Genomic DNA, 23,983 nt, shown 5'->3' on the forward strand with positions numbered 1-23,983 from the left:
GCGGTCCATACGGTAAGGTCAGGCAGTCGCTGCGGCTCGACCGTTACATCGAGCCGGCCTCAAGGCTCCTGCATCCGGATGATAGCTTCCATGAGACTGTGGTTCCCGGCCTCGATCGCAGCGCTGTTGTTGGCCTTATCCATCACCCCGACGCCGCACGCGCGCGCGGAGTCCGACATGCAGGCCAGGATCAGCGACATCGTGACGCGCGAGCTGGCGCCGACCGCGACAGCGGCCGAGCCGGGCGGCCTTGCCGCGGCCGTCTATGCCGGCGGCGAGCTGACATTCTTCGACTACGGCTTCGCCGACGGCGCCACGAAGCGCCCCGTGACGCCGGACACGCTGTTCAGTCTCGCTTCGCTGCGGAAGCTGTTCGAGGCGACGCTGGTGGCGCTCGGCACCGAGCGCGGCGAGTTGCGGCTAGATGATCCCGTCAGCAAATACCTGCCCGAACTGCACGGCGATTATGTCAGTCGCGTCACCATCGGCGAGCTCGTCACGCACACGTCGGGGCTGCTGCTGCCGACCGATCATCCGCCCTGGCCGAACGAAACGTTCAGCCGCGATCAGCTCATCGCGATGCTCAATGCATGGACCCCGCAGGCGGGAGAAGCGCCGGGCAAGCAGCGCATCTACACCCACGCCGGCTATGTTCTGCTGCAGCTCGTCCTGGAGCGGCGCTATGGCATCCCGATCAGCGCACTGATCGAAAGCCGCATCCTCAGACCGCTCGGCATGAACTCGACATTCATTCCGGAACGCGGCGAGGACAATCGTTCGGTGGCGCAGCCCGCGATCATGCAGCGGATGGTGCAAGGCTATTCCTATCAGGGCATGCCGATCGGCCCGCCGGGCAACCAGCAGAGCTATTATGATTTCCCGGGCACGGGCCAGATGTTCTCCTCCACCCACGATCTCGGCACGTTCATCCGTGCCTGTCTTGACGGCGCGGTGATCGATCCCGAGCTGCGCACGGCGCTGGAGATGACCGAACGCGAGCAATTTCGCGTCGACGAGACGTTCGGGCAGGCGATGGCGTGGGAGCATGTCCGTCTCGACAACGTCACCGTCATCGACAAGCCAGGCGGCCTCAACAACGCCTCGGCCTATGTTGGCCTCGTGCCCTCGCACAGGCTCGGTATCGTGTTGCTCGCCAATCGCGGCGAGTATCCGCACGAGATCGCGCGCTACAGGATCCTGCCCGCGCTTGCGCGGCTTTGACGTGGGTCCATGCCGAGTCGATGCAGCGGCGGTCTGAACGCCTGACAGGGATGCGAAAATAGCGATGGCGCGGCGCTGTCGTCGGCTATACAAGCCGGTAGCTTCTTCTCCATTTCGAAGAGGCTGACATGACCGAACTCGTGACGTCCGATTTGCATGCGTGGCTCGCGCGACAGCACCACGGGCTGCGGACCTTCAGGACTTTCCAGCAGAAACTCGAGACCTTGAGCAGCGACGACCCCGGGCAACGGGCCGTGTGCCGGCTGCTGAGCGGTCTCGTCGGCAGCTACATCGAGGCTTTCGACGAGGAGCCACTGCCGGTCGCGGTCGCCGATCGCGCCTATGGCCGGCTGCTCGATCTCGTCGCGAGCCTCGATCTGCGGGGCAATGCCGAGCGGCGCCTCGCCGACATCAACCGCGTCGCGACCTGCGATCTCCTGCACTGATCGCGCTACTGCGCCGCCTGCCGCGCCGCGATCAGGTCGCGATAGAGCGCGGCATACTGGCCGGCACGATTGTTCCAGGACACGTCGGTCGTCATGCCGGCATGCTGCAGCCGGCGCCAGGTCACGTCGTCGTTGAACAACAGGTTCGCCTTGCGCAGCGCATGGGCAAGCGCCTCTGCGGTCACAGGCGCGAACTTGACGCCGGTCGCGGCCCCGCCTTCCATGGCTACCTCGTCGACATCGAGCACAGTGTCCGCAAGGCCGCCGACGTCGGAGACAACAGGCACCGCGCCATAGCGCAGCGCGCAGAGCTGGGTGAGGCCGCAGGGCTCGAAGCGCGACGGCACCGCGAGCGCATCGGCGCCCGCCTGGATCAGATGCGCCAGTGCCTCGTCATAGCCGATCACGACACCGATCCGGCCCGGATGGGCCTGCACCAGCGCGGAATAGCGATCCTGCAGGTCGCGATCGCCGCTGCCGAGCAGGGCGAGCTGCATGCCTTCGCTCAGCAGCGTCGGAATGGTCTCGAGCATGAGATCGAGGCCCTTCTGCCAGGACAGCCGGCTGACGACGCCGAGCAGCAGCGCCTCTCCGGACGGCTCGAGCCCGAAGCGCCGTTGCAACGCCGCCTTGTTGGCCGCGCGCGTCGCGAGGTGAGACGCGCCGTAGCGCGCGGCGATATGCGGATCGGTCTCCGGATTCCACACCGACAGGTCGATGCCGTTGAGGATCCCGCGGAGTACGCCGGCGCGCTCACGCAACAGGCCGCCGAGCCCCATGCCGCCATCGTCGCCCTGGATCTCGCGCGCATAGGTCGGGGACACCGTCGTGATGCGGTCGGCGAATTGCAGGCCGGCCTTGAGCAGGCTGATCGTGCCGTAATACTCGACGCCGCGGATCGCGTAGGCATCCTGCGGCAGACCGAACGTCGCGAGCATGTCAGGCGAGAACTGCCCCTGATAGGCGAGGTTGTGCACGGTCATCACGGTGCCGGGTCGCGGCTGGCGGCCGTAATGCAGATAGGCCGGCACCAGCCCGGCCTGCCAGTCATGCGCATGCACGACGTGGGGCACGAAGGATGGAAGCGTACCCTGGCCGATCTCGGCCGCCATTCGCGACAGTGCCGCAAAGCGGACGCCGTTGTCGGGCCAGTCGCGGCCGTCGGGCCCGACATAGGGATTACCGGGGCGCGCGAACAGATGCGGCGCGTCGAGCGCGAACAGATCGAGGCCGTCATGCGTGCCGCCGAGCACGCGGATCGGGCCGCCGTAGAATTCAGGCCACTGCAGCAGCGTCTCCGCCGCGGGCAGCGCCTTGAGCACGTCGGGATAGCCGGGCACCAGCGTGCGCGTCGCGACGCCGTGCTCCTTCAGCGCCGCCGGCAGCGCACCGGCCACGTCGGCGAGGCCGCCGGTCTTGACGATCGGGTAGATTTCCGAGGCGACCGCGAGGACGCGGATTGGCGTCATGTGCCGAGCCTGTCGATCATCGGCTGCGTGATCAGCGAAATGCCCTGCTCCGTCCTGCGGAAGCGTTGGCCGTCGAGCTCGGGATCCTCGCCGACCACCAGGCCTTCCGGAATCCTGACGCCGCGGTCGATCACGACGTTCTTCAGCCGCGCACCGCGGCCGACATCGACATAGGGCATGATCACCGCGTTCTCGACATAGGCGTATGAATTGACATGCACGCCGGTGAACAGCAGAGAGCGGCGCAGCGCCGCGCCCGAGATGATGCAGGCGCCCGACACCAGCGAGGTGACTGCGTGTCCGCGCCTTCCGTCCTCGTCATGGACGAATTTGGCCGGCGGCGTGATCTCGGCATAGGTCCAGATCGGCCAGGCGCGGTCGTAGAGGTCGAGCTCCGGCACGACGTCGGTGAGGTCGATGTTGGCGCCCCAATATGCGTCGACCGTGCCGGCATCGCGCCAATAGGCGCGGGGATCGTCGCCGGAGCGGACGCAGGAATCGTTGAACTGATGCGCGATCGCGCGGCCGTGCTTCACGATATGGGGGATGATGTCCTTGCCGAAATCGTGGGCCGAGTTCGGATCGGCGGCATCGCGGCGCAGTTCGTCGAACAGGAATTCCGAATTGAAGACGTAGATGCCCATGCTGGCGAGCGACTTGTCGGGCTTGCCCGGCATCGGCGGCGGATCGGCGGGCTTCTCCAGGAAGGACTGGATCAGGCCCTTCTCGTCGATATGCATGATGCCGAAGCCGCTGGATTCCGAGCGCGGCATCTCGAGGCAGCCGACGGTGACATCGGCGCCGCTCTCGACATGCTGCTTCAGCATGATCTCGTAGTCCATCTTGTAGACGTGGTCGCCGGCGAGCACCAGGATGTACTTGGTGCCGTGAGCTTCGATGATGTCGATGTTCTGATAGACCGCGTCTGCCGTGCCGACATACCACATCGTCTCGGAGACGCGCTGGCTCGCAGGCAGGATGTCGAAGCTCTCGTTTCGTTCCGGGCGGAAGAAGTTCCAGCCCATCTGCAGATGCCGGATCAGGCTGTGCGCCTTGTATTGCGTCGCCACCGCGATGCGGCGGATGCCGGAATTGACGGCGTTGGATAGGGCGAAGTCGATGATGCGGGATTTGCCGCCAAAATAGACAGCCGGTTTGGCGCGCTTGTCGGTCAGCTCCATCAGCCTGCTGCCGCGCCCGCCGGCCAGAACGAAGGCGAGGGCATGGCGCGACAGCGGCTCGTTTCCAACGGTTCTCATGGTCATCCTCCCGGGCTTCTGGTTCGGCCCCACCACCTTCTCTTGTCCGGAAGGTCTGATCGGGCGCCAATGGGGCCGATCGGAACGTAGCAAGCGGGCCCGGATGAGCAAAGCGGCATCCGCGCGTTTCGTTCCTTGACTCTTAAAGATGTGGAGACTTGCAGGCCATGCAGGGGACCGCTGCGCGCATCATGCGGACCATTGACGGGGCGTCATTTCGGCATACAGGAAAGCGATCGTCGCATTCCGCCCAGGCCCACATGTCATGACCGCTACCACCGTCTCGCCCCAGGATGTCCGCTCGGCGCTGATGCTGCGCCAGGAGATCGCCCTGCTCGATATCAGGCATGAGGCGCAGTTCGCCACCGGCCATCCGTTGTTTGCCGCCAACATGGCGGGGGAGCGGATCGCGCTCGAGGCTGAGTTGCGCCTGCCGCGCAAGGACGTGCCGGTCGTGCTCTATGATGACGGCGAGGGGCTGGTCTCCGCCGCGAAGGGGCAGTTCGAGGCGCTCGGCTACAGCAATGTTCGGGCGCTTGCCGACGGCCTGCAGGGCTGGCGGCTGGCCGGCTACGAAATATTCGCGGACGTCAATTCCTATGCCAAGGCCTTTGGCGAACTGGTCGAGTCGCGCAGGCATACGCCGTCGCTGAGCGCCGACGAGGTCGCCTCCCTGATCGAGGAGAACGCCAACATCGCCATCCTCGATGTCCGCCGTTTCGACGAATATGCCACCATGAACATTCCGGGCTCGGTCAGCGTGCCCGGCGCCGAGCTGGTGCTGCGTGCCGGCCGCGCGGCACCCGATCCCGACACCACTGTTATCGTCAACTGCGCCGGCCGTACCCGTTCGATCATCGGGACGCAGTCCCTGATCAATGCCGGCCTGCCCAACAAGGTCCGGGCGTTGCGCAACGGGACGATCGGTTGGACGCTTGCCCGGCACAGTCTCGAGCACGGCGCCGGCAGGCGCGGCGAATCCGGGCCGTTCGAGGGTGCCGGCGACAAGGCGCGCGACGTCGCCTATCGTGCCGGCGTCAGGCATATCGGCCTGCGCGACCTCGCCATGCTGGAGGCGGCGACGCATCGCACGCTTTATCGCTTCGACGTGCGCGAGGCCGACGAATACGCGGCCGGTCACCTTGCCGGTTTCCACCACTACGCCGGCGGCCAGCTCGTCCAGGAGATCGACATGGCGGCCCCGGTGCGCGGCGCGCGCATCGTGCTGACCGATAACAGGAGCATCCGCGCCGACATGACCGCGTCCTGGCTCGCGCAGATGGGCTGGGAAGCCTACGTGCTCGAGGGTGGCTATGACGGCACGCTCGACATCGGCCCGCCGCTCGTGCTGCCGAAGCCGGATCCGGCGCAGCGTTACCGGCGCCCCTATGAGGGCACCGACGCCGCCGAGCAGGCGATGCAGGCCTATCTCGAGTGGGAGTACGGCCTCGTCGAGCAGCTTCGCCGCGACGGGACGCACGGGTTTTACGTGATCTAGCAGATGTCGGCTTGGGCTGAGTGGCAGCAGCATCGCAATGACATTCCCTCTCCCGCTTGCGGGCCCGCAGGCGGGAGAGGTGCACTGAGTCGGCCGGCCACTACTTCGGCAGTGCCACCGGCGTCAGCTTGAACGGGCCGGGGTCCTTCCCCTTGTTGTCGCCGATGATGTAGGACAGCTTGCCTTCGGCAACCCAGCCGGCGTTGCCGATCCGCGTCACGGACACCGGCCCGTCAAATCCGTCCCTGATGGTGTCGATCTCGGCCTGGTCGTCCCTGACCGTGACCTTGTCGAGCTTGCCATTGCCCTCGATCATGAGAAAGCCATTGCCGAACGCGCGCAGTGCGTCGGCATGATCGAGCGGCCGCGACGGTTTCAGTTCGGTCACCGCGCCCGCCTTGCCGTCCTTGACCGCGACCCGGAACAGTTTTGCGGGAATGAAGGTCGTGACATAGAGATTGCCGTCGGCGCCGATCGCAATGCCGTCGAGCCCGACACCGTCCTTGGCCGGCGCGAGCTGCGGATCGGTGGCAAAGGTCGCGAGATCGGTGGCACCGGGCTTGAGGCTATGGACGATCGGTGCGCCGGAATCGCTGACATAGGCGGTGCCGTCGCCGCCGACCACGATATCGTTGCAGAATGACCTGGGATCACCAAGCGCGAAGCTGCCCTTGGGCGTGCCGCTCTTGAGATCGAAGGTCTTCAGCCAGGCGCCCTTGACGTCGCCCGGACCTGCGACGCCGAGGCCGCTGATGTCGTTGGAGCAGACATAGAGCGTGCCGCTTCTCTCGTCGGCGAGCACGCCGAGCGTCGAGCGGCTGCCACCGGCGCCCGGCTTGACCAGCTGCTCGGGAGTGCCGCCGGACGGGATTCTCGTAACGCCGCCGAGGTTGAAGCTGCCGACATAGAGCGCGCCGTCGGATGTCGAGGTCACGCTTTCCGGAAAGCTCTTGTCGGGAACGCCGACAGGGGCCGTCTCGGCGCGTGCCGCGCCCGATGTGCCTGATATGAGGATGATGGCCGCCGCGCCAAGCGCAGATGCGCGACGGATCTTGAGCAGTTCACCCTTTGCGCGCGGACATCCCGCGTCGTCTGTTTGTTTTTTCATGATCGCGTTTCCTGATGGGGCCTGGTCCAACCAGGCAGGACTGTCGAGGCGATCGTCGCCGGTCGGCGGCTAGTCAGGTCTTGCAGGGTTCCCGACCGGATTGTTCACCCGCCTGCCTTGTCGTCAACGATATATACGATAGTATATAACGTGAGGAAAGCGACGATGGCGGGAGGTGTAGGCATGGAGCGGGATCTTGCCGCGCGGCATCGGTGCGCGTGCTGCGACCGCGTCGTGATGAGAGCGATGCCCGTCGGGGATTCGACTGCGCGCTAGCAGATCTTCTGCTGCAGGTGCTGGATGCAAGTACACGTCGTCGCGGCCGTGTACTTGACGTCATAGTATGGAAAGCTCGCGTTGGCAGGGCTGTTCGTCGAACAGCGCGGGAACAGATAGTAGCTGTCCTGAAGCGTGATGGTCCCTTTGACCGCGAAGCCGAGATTAGGTGTATAGGCGTAGGAGACTTCGCCCAGAATGAGCGAAGTATTATAGTTTGCCGCTCCGCTGTACGAAGCGGGCAAGGCCATCACCTGACCAACCGGCCGCCCCGTTGAAACGGTCGATCCATTGTACGATTCGCTCCATTGTACGGTGGTTTTGCCGCTACTGTCCGTGGACACTCCGGACACCGTGACCGTGATGAGCGAGCCGCTGCCGCCGGTCGTGGCATAGGGAGCCATGATTGCCGTCGAAGCCGCCAGGATGCTCTGCACCTGGGCCGCGCTGACCTGCGTGTTCTGCGAAATCATGTCGGCGACGGAGTGTGCCGTTTCGGTGACCTTGACGTTGATCGCCATGCCGTTGCCGAGTTCGACGCCGCCGATGTAGAGCAGCAGCATGAACGGCAGAAGCAGAGCGAACTCCACCGCTGCGATGGCCTTGGCGTCGATCCATAGTTCGCGCACGCGAGATGACAGGCTGGTCATTGGCAAACCTTCAGGACGACGGCTCATTCTGGAACGCGGCAGTCGACATGATCATGCGGCTGCCGTTGGGTTGATTTGACAGGCTGAAGGCGAGCGGCCCTCCGACGACCGGCCACAGATACATCACCCGGACGATGACGATATTGCCCGCGGTGCCGGGATTGAATTGCCAGGTATTCGTGACCTGCCCCTGGGCGTTGTAGGTCAACGTGGGCGCGGTTGTATTGGTCGACGACCATGACGCGGCAACCTGCACGTCGACCATCAAGCCACTGCAGTTGAAGAGGATCTTTGTCTGGTTGCAAACGACCTGTTGAAAGGCGCTCTGCGTCATTTGCGCATTCTGCACTTGCCCGGTCATGATTTGACGGCCGGCTTGCTGCACCACCTGTTCCAGCACGCCTTGCGCAAAAAACACCACAAACGTCTGAATCAGCGCGACGACGAGCGCTAGAAACGGTGCGGCGACCATCGCGAACTCGACCGCGGTAGCGCCACGTCGATCCGTGATGAAGGCAGCGCGACGATTGCGGCGCACTGTACGTGATGTATTCACTTCGTGCATGGCGCTGTTCTTACTGCGTGAGGCTGGCGGTGCTTGAAGCGACCTTGATGAACAGGTTCGTCAGCGCCGTCGAAATGTCGCCGCCGGTTGTGACGTCCGAAAAGAAGCCGGGCGAAGCACACGCCTGGAGATTCTGCGCGATTTTGCCGGTTGCGGAGGTCGGGCCGTCGTAGGGGTTGACCCAGCTCATGTACCAGCTGTCCGTAATATTTTGACTTGGGCCGAGATTGATAAGTTGCAGATACTCCGTGTAGAGGATCGCAATCTTGATTCCCCGGTTCTTGATGGTCGTGCACATCGTCGTGTCGAGCGGCTGCTGGCATCTGCTGTTGGAGGCAAAGCTCGCGTTGGGGCAGCTCGAGACGATCTTGTCTTCGACGCCGTCGGTGACAAGGAACACAACCTCCTGCGGCGTATCTCCCGTCGTATTGCTGCCAAGGCCCGGGGTCGGCATGATGTTGTTCAGGCTGGTGAGCGCGCCGGCGATGTTCGTGCCATAGTCGGTGTTGCAGGACGACGAAGTGACGCAGTTCTGGTAGAGGACCGGCATCAGCGCAATGTTGGAAACCTGGGTTCCGGCGCTCGTCGGGGTGGTCAGCGTCGCGAGCGTGTTCAAGCCCGTGTCGAACGTATAAAGCGCCGCTTTATAGGTCGTGTTGTTCAGGGACGACATGCACTGCATGACGCCACCCGACACGCCGGTCTGCGGGCAGTTCGACCATGAATTGAGCAGCTGGTTGACGGCATTCACCACGAGATCGATCCGCAAGGTGACACTGTTGTTGCGTGCGATCGTAAGGTTGTCCTTGGTCCCGCCGTCGTGACTGATATTGGTTTCATGACAGGCGAAGCCGCAATTCTGCGATGATCCGGCTGACTGTTTTGCGGGGGCGGTGGCCACGATGAGATTGTTGATGTCGGTCAGGGTCGCTCCGATCCCCATCGACGGCGAGTCGTCCATCAGCAGATAGAAGTTCATGTTGGGCGCGCTCGATGCCTTTGCCGTCGACGAGCCGCTGATCGGCCAGGCCGCGCTGCCAAGGAAGGCCGGAAAGTTGTTGTTGGACTTGGTCTGATACGAAACCGTGACCGTGCGTGAGAGTCCGGAATCGGTGATGGTGATCGTCGGCGTCGGGATCGATGACAGGCCGGAAAGGTTGTTTGCGGTCGATTGGAAGACGGACAGCGCAGCCGCCTGGGCAACGGCATCGGTTTGCTGCAGCATTGCGGGCCTGACGGCCGCGATAGCGGCTGCGTCGGTGGCGGCGTCCAGCTGGGTCTGTTTGCGCAAGGCCTGCGTGTAGTCCATTGCCAGGCCCAGCGCATAGATCGTCGGCACCATCGTGAGGGCAAAGATCACGGCGACGTTCGCCCTGCGATCTCTTGCGAAACGACGAAAACAAACGCGCGGCATGACCTGTCCCTCAGTTGCCGGTCGTCCCGGCAGCGGCAATTCCGGTTTCCATAGGCAAGGACGGGAGAATGCGATCGAGGAGCCTTCCGCCTACGCTCGGCAGAATGGAACTTGCGGGATGGCCTCTAAAAAAATGCTTACCCGGATACTGCAAACCCGGGCGACGGGAACTCGGTCGCCGTGAGATCGAGACGGCATCCCTAATCAAGTCTAAACGCTGAGCGGGAAAAAATTGCACTTTCGGGATCGACCACTTCTGCTTGCGGCCCGAGGGCGACAGCTAGGGTAGGTCGGCTTCCGCGTCGCAGACTCTAGTCGGCCGCGAATGCGTCGTAGACCAGCTTCCGGAACGCCGGGGTAATACGCTGGCGTTCGTTCTGGGTCTGCTCCAGCATGATGTAGATCATGTCGAGCTTCCGATCGACACCGAAATAGGTGCCGCTGCCGCTGTCCCATTTCAGCTCGCCGATCGAGCCGGGCGGAGGCGGCTTGGCTATGCCGGGATCGGTGCGCACCGCGATGCCATAGCCGTAACCAAACCCGTCACCGGGAAAGTACCAGTAGTCGCGGCCGACGCCGGAGCCTGGTCCGATATGGTCCGTCGTCATGTCCTTGAAGGCGGCCGGACTGAGATAACGCTTGCCGTCGAGTTCGCCGCCGTCGAGCAGCATCTGGGCGAAACGGGCATAGTCGAGGATGGTCGAGAGCAGCCCTCCGCCACCGGATTCCCACTCGGGGTGCGCACGCCGGTCGCGCTCGCCGTCGATCAGGATGGTGTCCGACGGCAGCGGCTCGGCCAGCCGCGTCCGTTCGGTCTCCGGATCGAGCACGTATTCGGTGTCCTTCAGTCGCATCGGATCGAAGATCTGCTCCTTCTCGAATTGATAGAGCGTCTTGCCCGAGATGATCTCGATCACCCGTCCCAGCACGTCGGTGGAATGACCGTAGCGCCACATGGTGCCAGGCTGCCGCGACAGCGGCAGCCTGGCCAGCCGCGCGACAAAGTCCTTGTTGTCGAACTTGCCGTCGAACAGATGCCCTTCACGGTACAGCTTCTGGATCCAATCGGCGCCGATATATTCGTAGGTGATCCCCGAGGTGTGCCGCATCAGGTCTTCGATGTTGACCGGGCGGACCGGCGGCACCAGTTCCAGCTTGCTCAGGTCGTTTCCGCCATCCGGCTCGATGCCGACCTTCACGTCGGCGAAAGCCGGAATGTATTTCGACAGCGGGTCCTGTGGCGACAGCCTGCCTTCGTCGACCAGCATCATCGCGGCGACGTTGGTGACCGGCTTCGTCATCGAGTGCAGCGCGAAGATCGTGTCCGGCTTCATCGGCGCCCTGGTGGTGACGTCGCGATAGCCGAAGGTCTTCAGATAGACCGGCTTGCCGTGCTGCTGGATCAGGATCGCCGCGCCGGGTATCCGCCCGCTGTCGACCTCGTCGTTGAAGAACGCGGTGATGCGCTCGAGCTTTTCGGGCCGCGGGGGCGGGACGTCGTTGGCGCGCGCCGCGCTGGTCGGGTTTGCGGCGAGCGCGACCGCCATGCCGATCGCAAGCCATCCGCGCCTGACAATCGACGCGGCTTCGCGAGCCGGGTGAAATCTGCGTGGCATGGACGGGGGCCCCGATGGTAAGCGCGCCGAACTCTAGCGCGGCCATCAGGTGCGACATAGCATTTTCGTGTCATCGTCTTTGCGACGGATATTCAAGTTCAGACGATTTGCGTGGCGCCAACCGGCGTGCGGACCGCCCGCGACAGCACTTGCAGCGCCTGGCTCAGTTCGGCGCGATTGCGTGCGGCGCCGAGCGACACGCGTAGCCCGCGCGGCGCGGCGTCGCCTACCGAGAAGGCGTCTTCGCCGACCACGGCCAGCCCGTTGCGCATCAGATGCGACAGCAGGTCGGTGCCGTCGAAATGCTTCGGCAGCGGCATCCAGATATGATGGCTGGCCGGCCGCGCCGCATAGCTCACGCCCTTCAGGAAGCGGGTGGCGAGTTGCTGGCGGGCTGCCGCCTCGTTGCGGATGGCGCGGATGATCTCGCCGGCGATGCCGGAGCGCAGCCATTGCGTGACCAGTGCCACCATCAGCGACGGCGGCATCTGCATAGTGGCCTGCAGGCCGGCGCGCATGCGCTGCTCGGCGGCCGGATCGGGCGCCAGCAGATAGGCGACGCGGAGCGCCGGCGCGATGCATTTGGCGATGCTCGCCGCGAGCCAGGTATGCTCGGGGATCAGGGTCGCGATCGGCGCCACCTGCGGCTCGAGCGGGCCGTAGACATCGTCCTCTATCAGGATGCAGCCGCGCTTCCTGATGATGTCGGCGATCGCCTTGCGTCGGGCCGCGCTCATCGTCGCCGTGGTCGGGTTCTGCTGCGTCGGCACCAGATAAACCGCCTTCGGCCTGTGCTTGCGGCAAGCCTCGTCGAGCGCGTCGGGGCGTGCGCCTTCCGCATCCATCGCGACGCCGACGAGGCGAACATCGAGCCGCGCCGCAGCGGCCTTCACCCCCGGAAAGGTCAAGGCTTCCGTCAGCACGACATCGCCGGGCGAGGTCAGTGCGAGCAGGGCGTTGAAGATGATCGCCTGCGACCCCGGATAGATCACGATGCGGTCGGCGGACGCCTGCGGCACGCGCGGTTGCAGCCATGAGGCCGCGACCTCGCGCTCCTCGCTGGTGCCGCCCGGGCGCGCATAGCCGAGATAGGCGGAAAAGCCGGCGTCGGCGCGGATCGTCGCCAGCCCCTGCGCGATGCGCAGGTCGAGATTGGCTTCGACCGGCTGCGGCGGCAGGTTCATCGACAGGTCGATGTTGACGGGCGCGGGCAGGTCGGAAGCGGCGCGCGCGGTCGTCTCCGAGACGAACGTGCCCTGGCCGACGCGCGCGTCGAGCAGACCACGCCGGCGCGCTTCACCGTAAGCGCGTGTCACCGTGGTGAGGTCGATGTCGAGCGCCGTGGCCAGCGCGCGGTGGGTCGGCAACCGCTGCCCGCGCACCAGCGCCCCGCTGGCGATATCAGCGGCCAGCGCATCCACGATGCGCAGGAACATCGGGCCCTGCCACTCCGAAACTGTAGGGATCCAATCCATGCAATCCAGCGGTTTGTCTTTGATTGTAGGTCTCTTGATCCATATTGTATGGATCAACGGATCAGGTCAAGGATGACGGCCATGACAAACACGGTTTCCCTGCCAAAAGCGCTGTGGCGCGGCTTTACGATGAAGTGCCCGAATTGCGGACGCGGCCATCTGTTTGGCCACTTCCTGAAAGTCGCTGATCATTGCGAGGTGTGCGGCGAGGATTTCACCCCGCAGCGCGCCGACGATTTTCCGGCCTATCTCGTCATCGTGGTGGTTGGCCACATCGTGGTGCCGTCGCTGCTCTGGATGGAGATGACCTACGCACCGCCGGCCTGGCTGCAACTGGCGATCTGGCTGCCGTTCACGCTGTTCAGCGCACTCGGATTGCTGCAACCGACCAAGGGCGCAATCGTCGGGCTGCAGTGGCAGCTCGGCATGGAGGGATTTGCGACGTCGCGGCGGAAAATGGTTCCGTTGCGGGCACGGAGCGGCGTGGGACGGCCGCGGGAAGCCTGAGGTCGTCTCAGATTCGGCCCGGATGGAGCGAAGCGCATCCGGGAAGACTTTACCCGCAGGACGAATCCCGGATTTCGCTTCGCTCGATCCGGGCTACAGGCCGTCAAATCGGGTGATGGTGCGGCCGGAACATGCGGCCTTTCTCCGTCACCAGCACCACCGCCAGCGCGGCCAGCGTGCAGAGGAAGAAGCCGGTCGCGAACGGCAACAGCGTGCCGTCATAGTCCTGGCCGATCGTGGTGCCGATGCCGATCCCGAGCAGGGTGGTGATCGTGCCATAGAGCGAGGAGGCGGTGCCGGCGATCCTGCCCTGCGGCTCCATGGCAAGCGCGGTGAAATTCGCCATCATCAGGCCGAAGGCGAACATCATCAGCGCCGCCAGCGCCATGAACAGCGCTAACGAGAGGGTTTGCGTCTTCACCGCGACGAGCAGTACCGCGGCGACCACGGCAAAGCCGGTCAGCGCCGCGTGCGAGATCACGCGCATGCCGATGCGGCCGACGATGCGCGAGTTGAGGAAGCCGGCGATCGCGACGCCGACGGCGGCGGCCGCGAAGGCGGCCGGGAAGTAGTGTCCGAGCTTGAAGATCTCGGTGAAGATCTGCTGCGAGGAGAACACGAATGCGAACAGAGAGCCCTGCACGCCGCCGGCGGCGAGCGCGTAGCCGAGCGTCTGGCGGTTGGTGACGGTCTGGCGGAACGCCGAGAGCACCTCCGGGATCGCCAGCGACTTGCGCAACTCGTCCGGCAGCGTCTCCGGCATGCGCAGCGCGCTCCAGGCCAGCGCGATCACGCCATAGACCATGAGCACCACGAAGATGCCGCGCCAATGCGTCAGCAGCATCACCGCCTGGCCGAATGACGGCGCGATCACGGGGACCGCGATGAACACCATCATCGCCAGCGACATCACGCTCGCCATGCGCCTGCCGGCGTAGCAGTCGCGCACGATCGAGGTCGCGATCACGCGGGTCGCGGCGGTGCCGAGGCCTTGCAGCGCGCGGGCCAGCAGCAGCGTCTCGAAGGAGGGCGCCATGATCGCGAGCAGGCCGGCGATTGTGTAGACGGTCATGCCGCCGAGCAGCACCGGGCGGCGGCCGAAGCGGTCCGACAGCGGGCCCATGATGAACTGGCCGACCCCGAAGCCGACCAGGAAGATCGACAGCACCATCTGCGGACGGTTGGCGTCGGCGATCGCAAAGGCGGAACGGATGTTCGGCAGCGCCGGCAGCATCATGTCCATCGCCAGCGGGTTCAGCGCCATGATGGATGCGATAACGACGACGAATTCGGGAAAGCCCATCGGGCGGTGGCCTGAAGAGACCCAGGCATCGGCATTGATGTCGGACACGTAGCAACCTCTTGGGAAGTCTTGAATAGTAATGGTCTTGTTGCGCTGCACAATCGGCGTTTTGGGATGGGTGCCCATCGGTGGCGGGTGAGGTAGCCTGGTCGGGAACCGCCGTATTGTCGACGGATACCGTTGCATGTGCAACTATTTTGCTCGCGCCGCGCGCGGAGTTCTGCTATCCGGGCCGCCAGAACCGGGCAGGGCGCGGCAGATGAGGCGCCCCTCGGACAAGAACCGGTATCGGGGAGGCCACATGTCCATCGAACTGTCCGCGCGCACGCGCGGCGCTGAACTGACGGATGAGGGGCGCAAGGTCCTCACCGCAACGCTCGTCGGCACCACCATCGAGTGGTACGACTTCTTCGTCTACGCGCAGGCCGCGGGCCTGGTGTTCGGCACGCTGTACTTCGCGCCGATGAACAAGAACGATCCGCTGCTGGCGCAAATCGCGGCGTTTGCCACGCTCGGCCTGTCGTTCCTGTTCCGCCCGCTCGGCGCGATCATTTTCGGCCATCTCGGCGACCGCTTCGGACGCAAGAACATGCTGGTCGTGACGCTCCTGCTGATGGGCGCCGCGACCGCGCTGGTCGGGCTGCTGCCGACCTATGCGCAGATCGGCGCCTGGGCGCCGGCGCTCCTTATCCTGCTCCGCATCCTGCAAGGCTTCTCGGCCGGGGGCGAGTGGGGTGGCGCGGCGCTGATGGCGGTGGAATCGGCCCCTCGCGACCGGCGCAGCTTCTTCGGCTCGTTCCCGCAGATCGGTACGCCGCTCGGCATGATCCTGGCGACCGGCGTGCTCTGGGTGCTCACGTCAACGCTCGGCAAGCAGGCGATGATGGAGTGGGGCTGGCGCATCCCGTTCCTGCTGTCGATCGTGCTGATCGTGGTGGGCATCGTGATCCGCCGTACCGTCGAGGAATCACCGGTGTTCCAGGCGATGCAGCGGCGACACCGGGAATCCTCGGCGCCGCTGAAGGAGCTGATGCACAATCATGCCAAGGAAATCCTGCGCACGGCGCTGATCTTCATGGCCAACAATGCGGCCGGCTACATCCTGATCGCCTTCATCATCAGCTATGGCGCCAACACGCTGAAGATGCCGTCCGACCAGCTGCTGCTGATCGGCACGCTCGCCGCCGTGAGCTGGTTCGTCTTCACGCTGGCAGGCGGCATCCTCGGCGACAGGATCGGGCGCGTGCGCTGCTTCCAGATCGGCTATGGGCTGATGGTGCTGTGGGCGGTGCCGATGTGGTTCCTGATCGACAGCAGGAATCTGCTGCTGTTCTTCGTCAGTGCGGTCGGCCTCACCGTCGCGCTCGGGCTGTCCTACGGTCCGCAGGCGGCGCTCTATGCCGAGCTGTTCCCGGCCAAGGTGCGCTATTCCGGCGTCTCGATCGGCTACGCGCTCGGCGCCATCTTCGGCGGGGCCTTCGCGCCCATGATCGCGCAATGGATCATCGGCACCTACGGCCAATCCTGGCGTGTCGGCGTCTACATCGCGGTGCTGTCGCTGATCTCGCTGATCACGGTGTCGACGATCCGGGATCCGCAAGGCGTGGATCTGAACCTCAACGACAGCGGCGGGTGAGGGCAGGTTGCGGGGCGGATCAGCCGCAAGGCGCGATCCGCCTTTCGCTCGATGGATTAAGCGGAAGCCTGTCATCGGGCTGCGCTTCGCGCGGGGCCGGTCCACCCTGGGCGGTTGCGTCGGTTGAACCACCTGGATCCGGGCGTGGAAGCTTGTGAGGGCGGAGCGGACGTCCCGTGCACCGCGTGGGCAATCAACTGATGCGTGAGGGCTTCTGCCTATTCGAAGTGTAGTGCTACAATCGGATCAAGCCGCGCTGCCCGATGGGCCGGATAGAGGCCAAACGAAATTCCGATGACCCCGGCAAACCCACAAGCCAGAATGATTGCCCAGGGGCTGATCAGGACTGGCCAGCCAGCTTTCCATGCGATTGCGACTGCCGCGGCGGCTCCCAAGAAAGCGCCTGCAAGTCCTCCGACCAACGCCAGGATCGCGGCTTCGATGAGGAATTGCGATCGTATATCGCGCCGCCTGGCTCCGACGGCCATGCGCAAGCCGATTTCGCGGGTTCGTTCGGTTACCGAAACCAGCATGATGTTCATGATGCTAATGCCGCCAACGAGCAGCGAGACTGCAGCCACCGCAATCAGCAGACTGGCGAGCAGCCGCACTGCGGCCCCGCGTGCAAACAGGACATCCGCTGGATTCTCGATCCTGAAATCGCTGGGCGCATCCCCGCGAATGCGGTGCCGCTGTCGAAGTAGCGCTTCAACCTCGCGCTCGATATCTGACATTGCAGTCGTGTCCGAAACCTTGACCGAGATGAAATCCAATGCCTCGCGGGTCGTGCCGCGTACGGCTCCCAGCACGCGGCTTTTCGCAGCCGACAGCGGGATGAACACGACATCGTCCTGGCTGCGGCCGGCTGCGCCCAACCCTTTCCTGTCCAGCACGCCAATCACGGTAAAGGGGACGTTGCCGATCCGAAGCGTCTCCCCGACTCCCGAACCCCCATTGAAGAGCTCCTCGACGATAACCGCCCCCACGATGGCAACCTTCGCTCCGGATGCGATCTCATCGCTCGTAAAGATCCGGCCACTGGCGACTTGCCATTCGCGAGCGACCAGATAGTCGGCATTTATTCCGGCCACCACCGTCACCCAGTTTTTGTTTGCGGCCACCAGCGGGAGCGAACGCGACAACAGCGGAGCCGCGACCTGCACACCCGCGAGTTCGCGGCGGATAGAAGCGGCGTCCTCTACCGTCAGCGTCGGCTGCGTTCCCGATTCAAGCCTCGCCCCACCTGAATCTCTCGCTCCAGGCATGACGAGCAGGAGGTTAGCTCCGAGCGTGCGGATCTTCTCGGAAACTTCCGCTTGTGCGCCGGCTCCGACCGAGACCATGCAGATGACAGCTCCGACGCCGACGACGATCCCAAGCACGGTCAAGGCGCTCCGCAGTTTGTTGGCGCGAAGCGCCCGAACAGCGATCCGCAAGCTCTCCAGAGGACTCATGGGAAGGAATCCATGGCGATGGGGGCTGGAAGCAAATTGTTGCCTGGTGCCGCGGCGTCTTTGATGATGCGTCCGTCGTGCAAGGTGATCTGTCGCCGCGCACGATCGGCGACCTCGGTGGCGTGCGTCACCACGATGATGGTGTGCCCATCGTGATGAAGAGTCTCGAACAGCGACAATATCTCGTTGCCGGTGACGCTATCCAGTGATCCGGTCGGCTCGTCGGCGAGAATGAGAGCTGGATCGTTCACCGTCGCACGGGCGATGACAACCCGCTGCTGCTCTCCTCCCGAGAGTTGACTTGGCCAATGATGACTGCGGTCGGCGAGGCCCACGCGGTCAAGCGCTTCCTTGGCCGTGCGACGTCGTTTGGAGGGAGGAACGCCGGCGTAAACAAGGGGAAGTTCGACATTTTCCAGCGCGGTTGCCCGCGGCAGAAGGGCCGGCTGCTGGAATATGAATCCGATGTCGCGGCTCCTGACGGCCGTGCGTCCGTCCTCGCTCAGCTTTGCAACTTCTCGACCGCCGAGCGCGTATCTGCCGGAATCGGGCCGATCCAATAGACCCAAGAGGTTCATCAAGCTCGACTTTCCCGAACCCGACCGCCCCCGAATTGCGACAAACTCGCCGTGCTCGATTGTGAGCGACACGTTCGATACCGCGCGAACGATCGTCCCTCCGGAGGGATAGCTTTTTGAAATTCCGACGGTTCGAACCAGGGGCTGCATCCTGGAATCCCATCTCAAAATCCAAGGCGCAGGCCGAAATAGCCCCTTTGCTTTTGCGAGTTCGCGATCCCTATGATCACTTGCTGGTCCTCCGCGAGCGCACCCTCCAGCACTTCGGTGCTGTTGTCGTCGCTCACACCCAGTCTCACTGCGACCGGCTTCGGTCGCCCACTGTCGTCGACCAGCCATGCCGTCGCAGCGGCCTCGGAGGAGGCGGTCTGGTTCGTGCTCCGGTGACCCGTCGAAGGACCGGCATCGTTCGGCCGGAAGCGCAGCGCCTGGTTGGGAATCTTGAGGATCCCGCGAGTCTCACTCACTACAATCCGAAGCTGGGCAGTCATTCCCGGCAGCAGCAAAAGGTCCGGATTTGGTGCGGAAACGATTGTCGTATAGGTGACGACGTTTTGCACGACCTCGGGAGACTTGCGGATCTGGAGAATCTGCCCGTTGAAGGTCCGATCAGGATAGGCGTCCACCGTGAACTGGACCGTCTGGCCCACCTTCAATTGCCCGACATCGGCCTCGTCGATCTTGCCATGGACTTCCATCTCACGCAGATCGTTCGCAATCTTGAACAAGGTCTTGGCTTCGAGACTGACGGCGACCGTTTGTCCCGGATTGACATCCCGCTTGATGATGATTCCGTCGATCGGCGCACGGAGCACGGTACGATCGAGATCAACTTCGGCCTGATCGACGGCCGCCTGCCTCTGCTCGACAACGGCTTGTGCATTCTCGAGATTGGCCTCGGCCATATTCCTTTCCGCCTCTGCGATCGCAATGGCCTCGGCTTTCATCTGGATTTGCTCGCGAGAGGCGTTCAGGTCGGCAGCTCCCGCATCGCGCAGAGAGCGCGCCTGGCTCAAGTCTCGCTCGGTACCGCTTCCGGTGCTTGCCAATGCGAGCTTTCGCCGGAATTCCCTCTCTGCTTCTTCTTGCCTGGCCTTGTTCGCAGTCGATTGATCTTCCGCCAGTTTTTCGGCGGTCTGCGCATTCGTCACGGCGACCTTTGCTCGTTCCAGCGCCGCCTTTTCGACTTGAGCGGTGGCTCTCGCCACTCTCAGGGCGGCTCTTGCTTCCTTGACGCGGGCGGCAAAGATCTCCTGATCGATTTGCGCGATCGGCTGCCCAGCCCTTACGCCATCGTTGAAACTAACGAACACCTCTGCGATTTGCCCCGACAATTGCGAGCTGACATCAACGTTTACCACCGCCTCAACGGTGCCGCTGGCCTTTACCAAAGTCGAGATGCTGCCCCGTTCAACCGGGGCCGTGAGGAAGGTCGGGACCGGGCTATCTTGACCATGGGTATAGCCCAGCCCGACCATCAAGGCGCACAACAGAAATGCCACGCCGACGAAACGCATGTGGCTATCATCCTGTTTCAACGCATTGCCGGCTTGCCCGGGGCATCAGCGCTTCGGGCACAGCAGGTAAATCAGCCCCCCGTTCTCCAAGTCTAGGGCGCTTGGTGCGAGCAAGCGACGTCATATTGGGAAACGGCGGCCGTCGAGTTTGCGTGCGCCGTCGATGCCGTGCCCGGATTTCCCGCATAGACGTTGCCTGCTTGTCCGGCTGGATTGAACGGTGACCCCGGCGCCGCGATGGCATTCCCCGGAGTGTCGATACCCGCACCACTGTTGGTACAGCTAAAGCCGTGATTGGAGCCATGCTGTCCAGTTGTGGGATTTTGAGCAGGCTTGGCGGGAGGACCCGCGCCCAACACTGCGCCGGCTGACGGAAGCAGCAGGCACGCGCTGATCGCGAGAGAAACTAACACGTGCTTCATCTCTGCACTCCTTTCTGTACTCCTTCAAAGACGAATTTGCGCGTTGCAGTTACTCGTTGAATTGCGGAGCGCGAGCATCGGCCGATGCTCCACGCGCGCGCATTGACCATCCTCTTGCTGGCAAGGGTTTGGTCGCCGCGAATATAGAACACCGAACAATGCAGAATGTCCCAGTCTATCCCTTTTTTTTAGCCGCTCTCACAAGCCACGACAGCGAAGCTGACTCTGTCAGAAACTAACTTCGAAGTAATTTTCGACTTGGCGTCGAACATTGCTCTGCGCGGTGAGTGTGTTCTGAATTCGCGCAGATCAAGCCCTGCACTCGCAAGCCATCAGGACAACAGTCGCGCGTATCCGCATACAGGCCTGACCGACCCCGAGCATCGCCTTCAGCTTCGTGACCGCGCTGTCGGACGTTCTGCACCCCGCCTGGCATTTTCCGGCTTTTGCCCCCTCTCGGACGTCGGTTGCCGATGGCGGATTGTCCGTCATTGGGGCTAAACTCCCCGCGTCGGAACGTGTCGCGCCGGAGCTCCTGTCGGAGAGGAACAGATGGCAGCGCGTGGCTTTCGTGGACTGCTCGTTTGCACGGGTCTGCTGGTGGTGACGCCGGCGCTGTCAGCCACGTCGGCCGACCGGGACGCGTGCGCCGCCAGCGCCGGCAAGCCCGACCTCGGGGGCGCGGCTTGCGGCCGTATCATCGACGATGCAGGCGAGGCGGTGGCAGCGCGCGTCGAGGCCCTCAAGAACCGCGGTCGTGGCTTCTTCGACATCAAGGATTTCGATCGCGCGATTGCCGATTACAGCGAGGCCGTCAGGCTCAGCCCGGACGACGCCTGGGCCCTTGCGCATCGCTGCGAGGCTTACGAGGGCAAGGAAGACCACGACGCGGCCAAAGCCGATTGCACCGCGGCGATCAGGATCGATCCGAAGAATGGCTGGGCCTACAACAACCGCGGCGTCGCCTATTACGGTCTGCATGACTATGACGCGGCGCTGGCAGACCATGCCGAAGCGATCAGGATCGATTCCAGGGACGCGTGGGCCCATACCCGTCATGGCATGGCGTTGATGGAGAAGGGCGAATTCGATCAGGCGATCGCCGATCTCACCGAGGCGGTCACGATCGATCCGAAATACGCCTTTGGTTTTGGCCAGCGAGGCCAGGCGCTGTTCAGGAAGAGGTTGATCACGAAAAAGGGCGGATGGGAGCCCGCGATCGCGGATTACAGCGAGGCGATCAAGCTCGACCCAAATCTGGTCTGGCTCTACAGCTCGCGTGGCGTCGCCTACAGCAATAATCGCCAGTACGATCTAGCCATTCCGGACTGCAGCGAGGTCATCAGGCGTGAACCCGGCAATTCCAGCGGGTACAATTGTCTCGGTGTCGCTTACGAAGGCTTGAAGGATTATGGCCGCGCGATCGCCGGCTACGATCAGTCGATCGGCATCAATCCAAGGAACGGCGTGACGTACTGGAATCGTGGCAATGCCTACTGGATCCTGGCTTTCAAGGACCCGGGCAAGCTCAATGACGCGATCCGCGACTATGATCGGGCAATCGCGATCAACCCGAAGGATTTCAACTCCTTCAACTCCCGCGGCAAGGCCTACGCCGCAAAGGGCGACCGCAATCATGCGATTGCAGATTACACGCAAGCCATCCAGTTGAATCCGTCCTATGTCGAGGCCTACGACAACCGCGGCCTCACCTCAGAGGCGCTGGGCCGCCGCGCCGAGGCGATTGCCGATTTCCGCACCGCGCAATCGATCGACAAGGACGACCCGGTCAGCAAGCAACAACTCCGTCTATTCGGCTTCTGACCGCCCCGCCGCGAGCCGGTTCACGCTGTTAACCGACCCCGAGCATCGCCTTCAATTTCGCAACCGCGCTGTCGGGCGTCGTCAGCACCGGTCGGCCGGTGGCTTCGGCGACGCGCTCGGCCGCCGGCGCCATGCTGTACTGGGCGAGCGCGATCAGATCGCAGTCGCGCAGGTCTTTCGACGCCTCGACCACGAGCCGATCGTGCCCGGCGCGATCGCCGCGGTCGAGCGCGGCCAGCGCGCCCTCGGCGAGCTTTGGCACCAGTTGCACCGACGAAGGAAACTCCGGCGGCATCGAGACCAGCGTCGGCGGGAAGGTCGAGAGCAGGCCGATCCTTTTTCCCTGGGCGACGGCCTGCTCGATCATCGCCTCGTTCGGCTTCAGCACCGGCATCGGCGCGTGCTCGCGCGCGACCGCCTCGATGCAGGGGCCGAACGCCGAGCAGGTGAACAGGATGCCGTCGGCACCGGTCGAGGCCGCATAGCGGCCCATGGCGAGGAAGCGCTCGGTCATCCGCTCGGTGAGCTTGCCGTCGCGCGCGAGATCGGCGGAGAGCGAGTCGTCGAGCAGGTTCATCAGCTGCGCCTGCGGCCACAGCCGCGCGAAGGACGCCTCGATCGGCACGATCGAGTGTTTCAACGCGTGGATGAGAGTGATGCGCATGGAAAGCCTCGCCGCGTCTTCTCCCTCTCCCTGCTCTTGGCGGGGAGAGGGTTGGGGTGAGCATCCTTACTTGAACGGGATCGCGTACATCAGGCCGCCCTTGGTCCAGGAGGCGTTGAGGCCGCGATCGAGCTTCAGCGGGCTTGCCTTGCCGACATTGCGCTCGAAGATCTCGCCGTAATTGCCGCCGGCCTTGATCGCGCCGACCAGCCAGGTGTTGGCGAGGCCGAGCCGCGAGCCGAGATCGCCCGATGCGCCGAGCAGGCGCTGGATCGCGGGCACCTGCGACTTCGCCATCTCCTCGACATTGGCCTGGGTGACGCCGAGCTCTTCGGCCTCGATCAGGCCGTAGTGCAGCCAGGTGATGATGTCGCTCCACACCTCGTCGCCATTGCGGGTGAACGGGCCGAGCGGCTCCTTGCTGATGGTCTGCGGCAGCACGACGTAATCGTCGGGCTTCGGCGCCGCGGTGGCGACCGCGCCGGCGAGCGCCGAGGCGTCCTGGGTCATCGCATCGCAGCGACCGCCGAAGAAGGCCTGGTACATGGTGTCGGGGCGGTCGAACACCAGCGGCTTCCAGTCGATGCCGTTGGCACGGCCATAGTCGCCGAGCGTCACCTCGTGCGTGGTGCCCTGGGCGACGCAGACGGTGGCGCCGTTGAGGCTCTTGACGTCCTTCACGCCGGTATCCTTCTTCACCACGAAACCCTGGCCGTCGTAGAAATTGATCGGGCCCTGGCGCAGCCCGAGCGTGGTGCCGCGCAGGTAGGTTTGCGTCGAGTTGCGGTAGAGGACGTCGATCTCGCCGGATTGCAGCGCCGTGAAGCGGTTTTGCGCGGTCAGGGCGACGTAGCGCACCTTGCCGGGATCACCGAGCACGCCGGCCGCGAGCGCCCGGCAATAGTCGACGTCGAGGCCCTTGAAATTGCCCTGCGAGTCCGGGGCCGAGAAGCCGGCAAAGCCGGTCGAGACGCCGCACACCAGCGTGCCGCGCTGCTTGACGGTGTCGAGCGTCGCTGCGCTGGCTCCGGTGATGCCTGCGGCGAGAACGGTCGCCGTGATGATACCCTTGTACATTCGT

Annotated in this window: 20 protein-coding genes; 6 read left to right on the top strand and 14 right to left on the bottom strand. The window is 64.0% G+C overall.

From position 1 onward, the window contains the following. The first annotated feature begins 90 nt into the window (after nt 1-90). Entirely contained in the window at nt 91-1,221 is a 1,131-nt protein-coding gene (locus JQ586_RS05405) for a serine hydrolase (RefSeq protein WP_249147287.1), read from the top strand. Between the two features lie 128 nt (nt 1,222-1,349). Further along, nucleotides 1,350-1,667, top strand: coding sequence for a hypothetical protein (locus JQ586_RS05410; protein WP_212393447.1), 318 nt, complete (start codon nt 1,350-1,352; stop codon nt 1,665-1,667). 5 nt (nt 1,668-1,672) lie between these two features. Here the strand turns inward: JQ586_RS05410 and glgA are convergent, their stop codons facing one another. Then, complete coding sequence (gene glgA, locus JQ586_RS05415) at nt 1,673-3,136, bottom strand: glycogen synthase GlgA (RefSeq protein ID WP_212393448.1); 1,464 nt, start codon at nt 3,134-3,136, stop codon at nt 1,673-1,675. Then, nucleotides 3,133-4,395 carry a glucose-1-phosphate adenylyltransferase gene (glgC, locus tag JQ586_RS05420; protein WP_212393449.1) on the bottom strand — a complete coding sequence of 421 codons (1,263 nt, stop codon included), beginning with the start codon at nt 4,393-4,395 and terminating at the stop codon, nt 3,133-3,135. The genes glgA and glgC overlap by 4 nt, the downstream gene beginning before the upstream one ends. 265 nt (nt 4,396-4,660) lie before the next feature. Here glgC and JQ586_RS05425 point away from each other — a divergent pair, with 265 nt between their 5' ends. Continuing rightward, a complete protein-coding gene (locus JQ586_RS05425; protein ID WP_212393450.1) occupies nt 4,661-5,893 on the top strand; it encodes a rhodanese-like domain-containing protein in 1,233 nt (410 codons plus the stop codon). A 100-nt stretch (nt 5,894-5,993) separates the two neighbouring features. Here JQ586_RS05425 and JQ586_RS05430 read toward each other — a convergent pair whose 3' ends face one another. From JQ586_RS05430 to JQ586_RS05455, 6 genes are all read right to left on the bottom strand, one after another. Further along, complete coding sequence (locus tag JQ586_RS05430) at nt 5,994-7,001, bottom strand: hypothetical protein (protein WP_212393451.1); 1,008 nt, start codon at nt 6,999-7,001, stop codon at nt 5,994-5,996. A gap of 272 nt (nt 7,002-7,273) precedes the next feature. Then, a complete protein-coding gene (locus tag JQ586_RS05435; protein WP_212393452.1) occupies nt 7,274-7,927 on the bottom strand; it encodes a TadE/TadG family type IV pilus assembly protein in 654 nt (217 codons plus the stop codon). A gap of 10 nt (nt 7,928-7,937) precedes the next feature. Next, entirely contained in the window at nt 7,938-8,492 is a 555-nt protein-coding gene (locus JQ586_RS05440; protein ID WP_212393453.1) for a TadE/TadG family type IV pilus assembly protein, read from the bottom strand. A 10-nt stretch (nt 8,493-8,502) separates the two neighbouring features. Continuing rightward, nucleotides 8,503-9,906, bottom strand: a complete 1,404-nt coding sequence (locus JQ586_RS05445; protein ID WP_212393454.1) for a pilus assembly protein TadG-related protein — start codon at nt 9,904-9,906, stop codon at nt 8,503-8,505. A gap of 311 nt (nt 9,907-10,217) precedes the next feature. Continuing rightward, nucleotides 10,218-11,483 (bottom strand): serine hydrolase domain-containing protein, encoded by a 1,266-nt coding sequence (locus JQ586_RS05450; RefSeq protein WP_409410962.1) that lies wholly within the window; start codon nt 11,481-11,483, stop codon nt 10,218-10,220. A 137-nt stretch (nt 11,484-11,620) separates the two neighbouring features. Further along, on the bottom strand, nt 11,621-12,958 hold the full coding sequence (locus JQ586_RS05455) for a PLP-dependent aminotransferase family protein (RefSeq protein WP_249147288.1): 1,338 nt from the start codon (nt 12,956-12,958) through the stop codon (nt 11,621-11,623). 120 nt (nt 12,959-13,078) lie between these two features. On the opposite strand from JQ586_RS05455, the gene JQ586_RS05460 reads away from it, so the two are divergent. After that, nucleotides 13,079-13,504, top strand: a complete 426-nt coding sequence (locus JQ586_RS05460; protein WP_212393456.1) for a DUF983 domain-containing protein — start codon at nt 13,079-13,081, stop codon at nt 13,502-13,504. A gap of 103 nt (nt 13,505-13,607) precedes the next feature. On the opposite strand, the gene JQ586_RS05465 is transcribed toward JQ586_RS05460, so the two are convergent. After that, on the bottom strand, nt 13,608-14,807 hold the full coding sequence (locus JQ586_RS05465) for a multidrug effflux MFS transporter (RefSeq protein WP_249147347.1): 1,200 nt from the start codon (nt 14,805-14,807) through the stop codon (nt 13,608-13,610). 301 nt (nt 14,808-15,108) lie between these two features. Here JQ586_RS05465 and JQ586_RS05470 point away from each other — a divergent pair, with 301 nt between their 5' ends. Further along, nucleotides 15,109-16,443, top strand: coding sequence for an MFS transporter (locus JQ586_RS05470; protein ID WP_212393458.1), 1,335 nt, complete (start codon nt 15,109-15,111; stop codon nt 16,441-16,443). 218 nt (nt 16,444-16,661) lie between these two features. Here JQ586_RS05470 and JQ586_RS05475 read toward each other — a convergent pair whose 3' ends face one another. From JQ586_RS05475 to JQ586_RS05485, 3 genes are read right to left on the bottom strand one after another with little or no spacing between them, the layout of a single operon-like run. After that, entirely contained in the window at nt 16,662-17,897 is a 1,236-nt protein-coding gene (locus tag JQ586_RS05475) for an ABC transporter permease (protein ID WP_212393459.1), read from the bottom strand. Further along, nucleotides 17,894-18,625 carry an ABC transporter ATP-binding protein gene (locus JQ586_RS05480; protein WP_212393460.1) on the bottom strand — a complete coding sequence of 244 codons (732 nt, stop codon included), beginning with the start codon at nt 18,623-18,625 and terminating at the stop codon, nt 17,894-17,896. Before JQ586_RS05480 ends, JQ586_RS05475 begins: the two co-directional genes overlap by 4 nt. 14 nt (nt 18,626-18,639) lie before the next feature. After that, on the bottom strand, nt 18,640-19,992 hold the full coding sequence (locus JQ586_RS05485; RefSeq protein ID WP_212393461.1) for an efflux RND transporter periplasmic adaptor subunit: 1,353 nt from the start codon (nt 19,990-19,992) through the stop codon (nt 18,640-18,642). Between the two features lie 974 nt (nt 19,993-20,966). Between JQ586_RS05485 and JQ586_RS05490 the strand changes: the two genes are divergently transcribed. Continuing rightward, nucleotides 20,967-22,238, top strand: coding sequence for a tetratricopeptide repeat protein (locus JQ586_RS05490; RefSeq protein ID WP_212393462.1), 1,272 nt, complete (start codon nt 20,967-20,969; stop codon nt 22,236-22,238). Between the two features lie 28 nt (nt 22,239-22,266). Here the strand turns inward: JQ586_RS05490 and JQ586_RS05495 are convergent, their stop codons facing one another. Together JQ586_RS05495 and JQ586_RS05500 are read right to left on the bottom strand one after the other, a co-directional pair. Then, nucleotides 22,267-22,902: an aspartate/glutamate racemase family protein gene (locus JQ586_RS05495; protein ID WP_212393463.1), complete on the bottom strand. Its 636-nt coding sequence runs from the start codon at nt 22,900-22,902 to the stop codon at nt 22,267-22,269. A 66-nt stretch (nt 22,903-22,968) separates the two neighbouring features. After that, nucleotides 22,969-23,979, bottom strand: coding sequence for an amino acid ABC transporter substrate-binding protein (locus JQ586_RS05500; protein WP_212393464.1), 1,011 nt, complete (start codon nt 23,977-23,979; stop codon nt 22,969-22,971). Nucleotides 23,980-23,983 lie beyond the last annotated feature (4 nt).

It is taken from the genome of Bradyrhizobium jicamae, assembly GCF_018130215.1.
Classification (GTDB): domain Bacteria; phylum Pseudomonadota; class Alphaproteobacteria; order Rhizobiales; family Xanthobacteraceae; genus Bradyrhizobium; species Bradyrhizobium jicamae_A.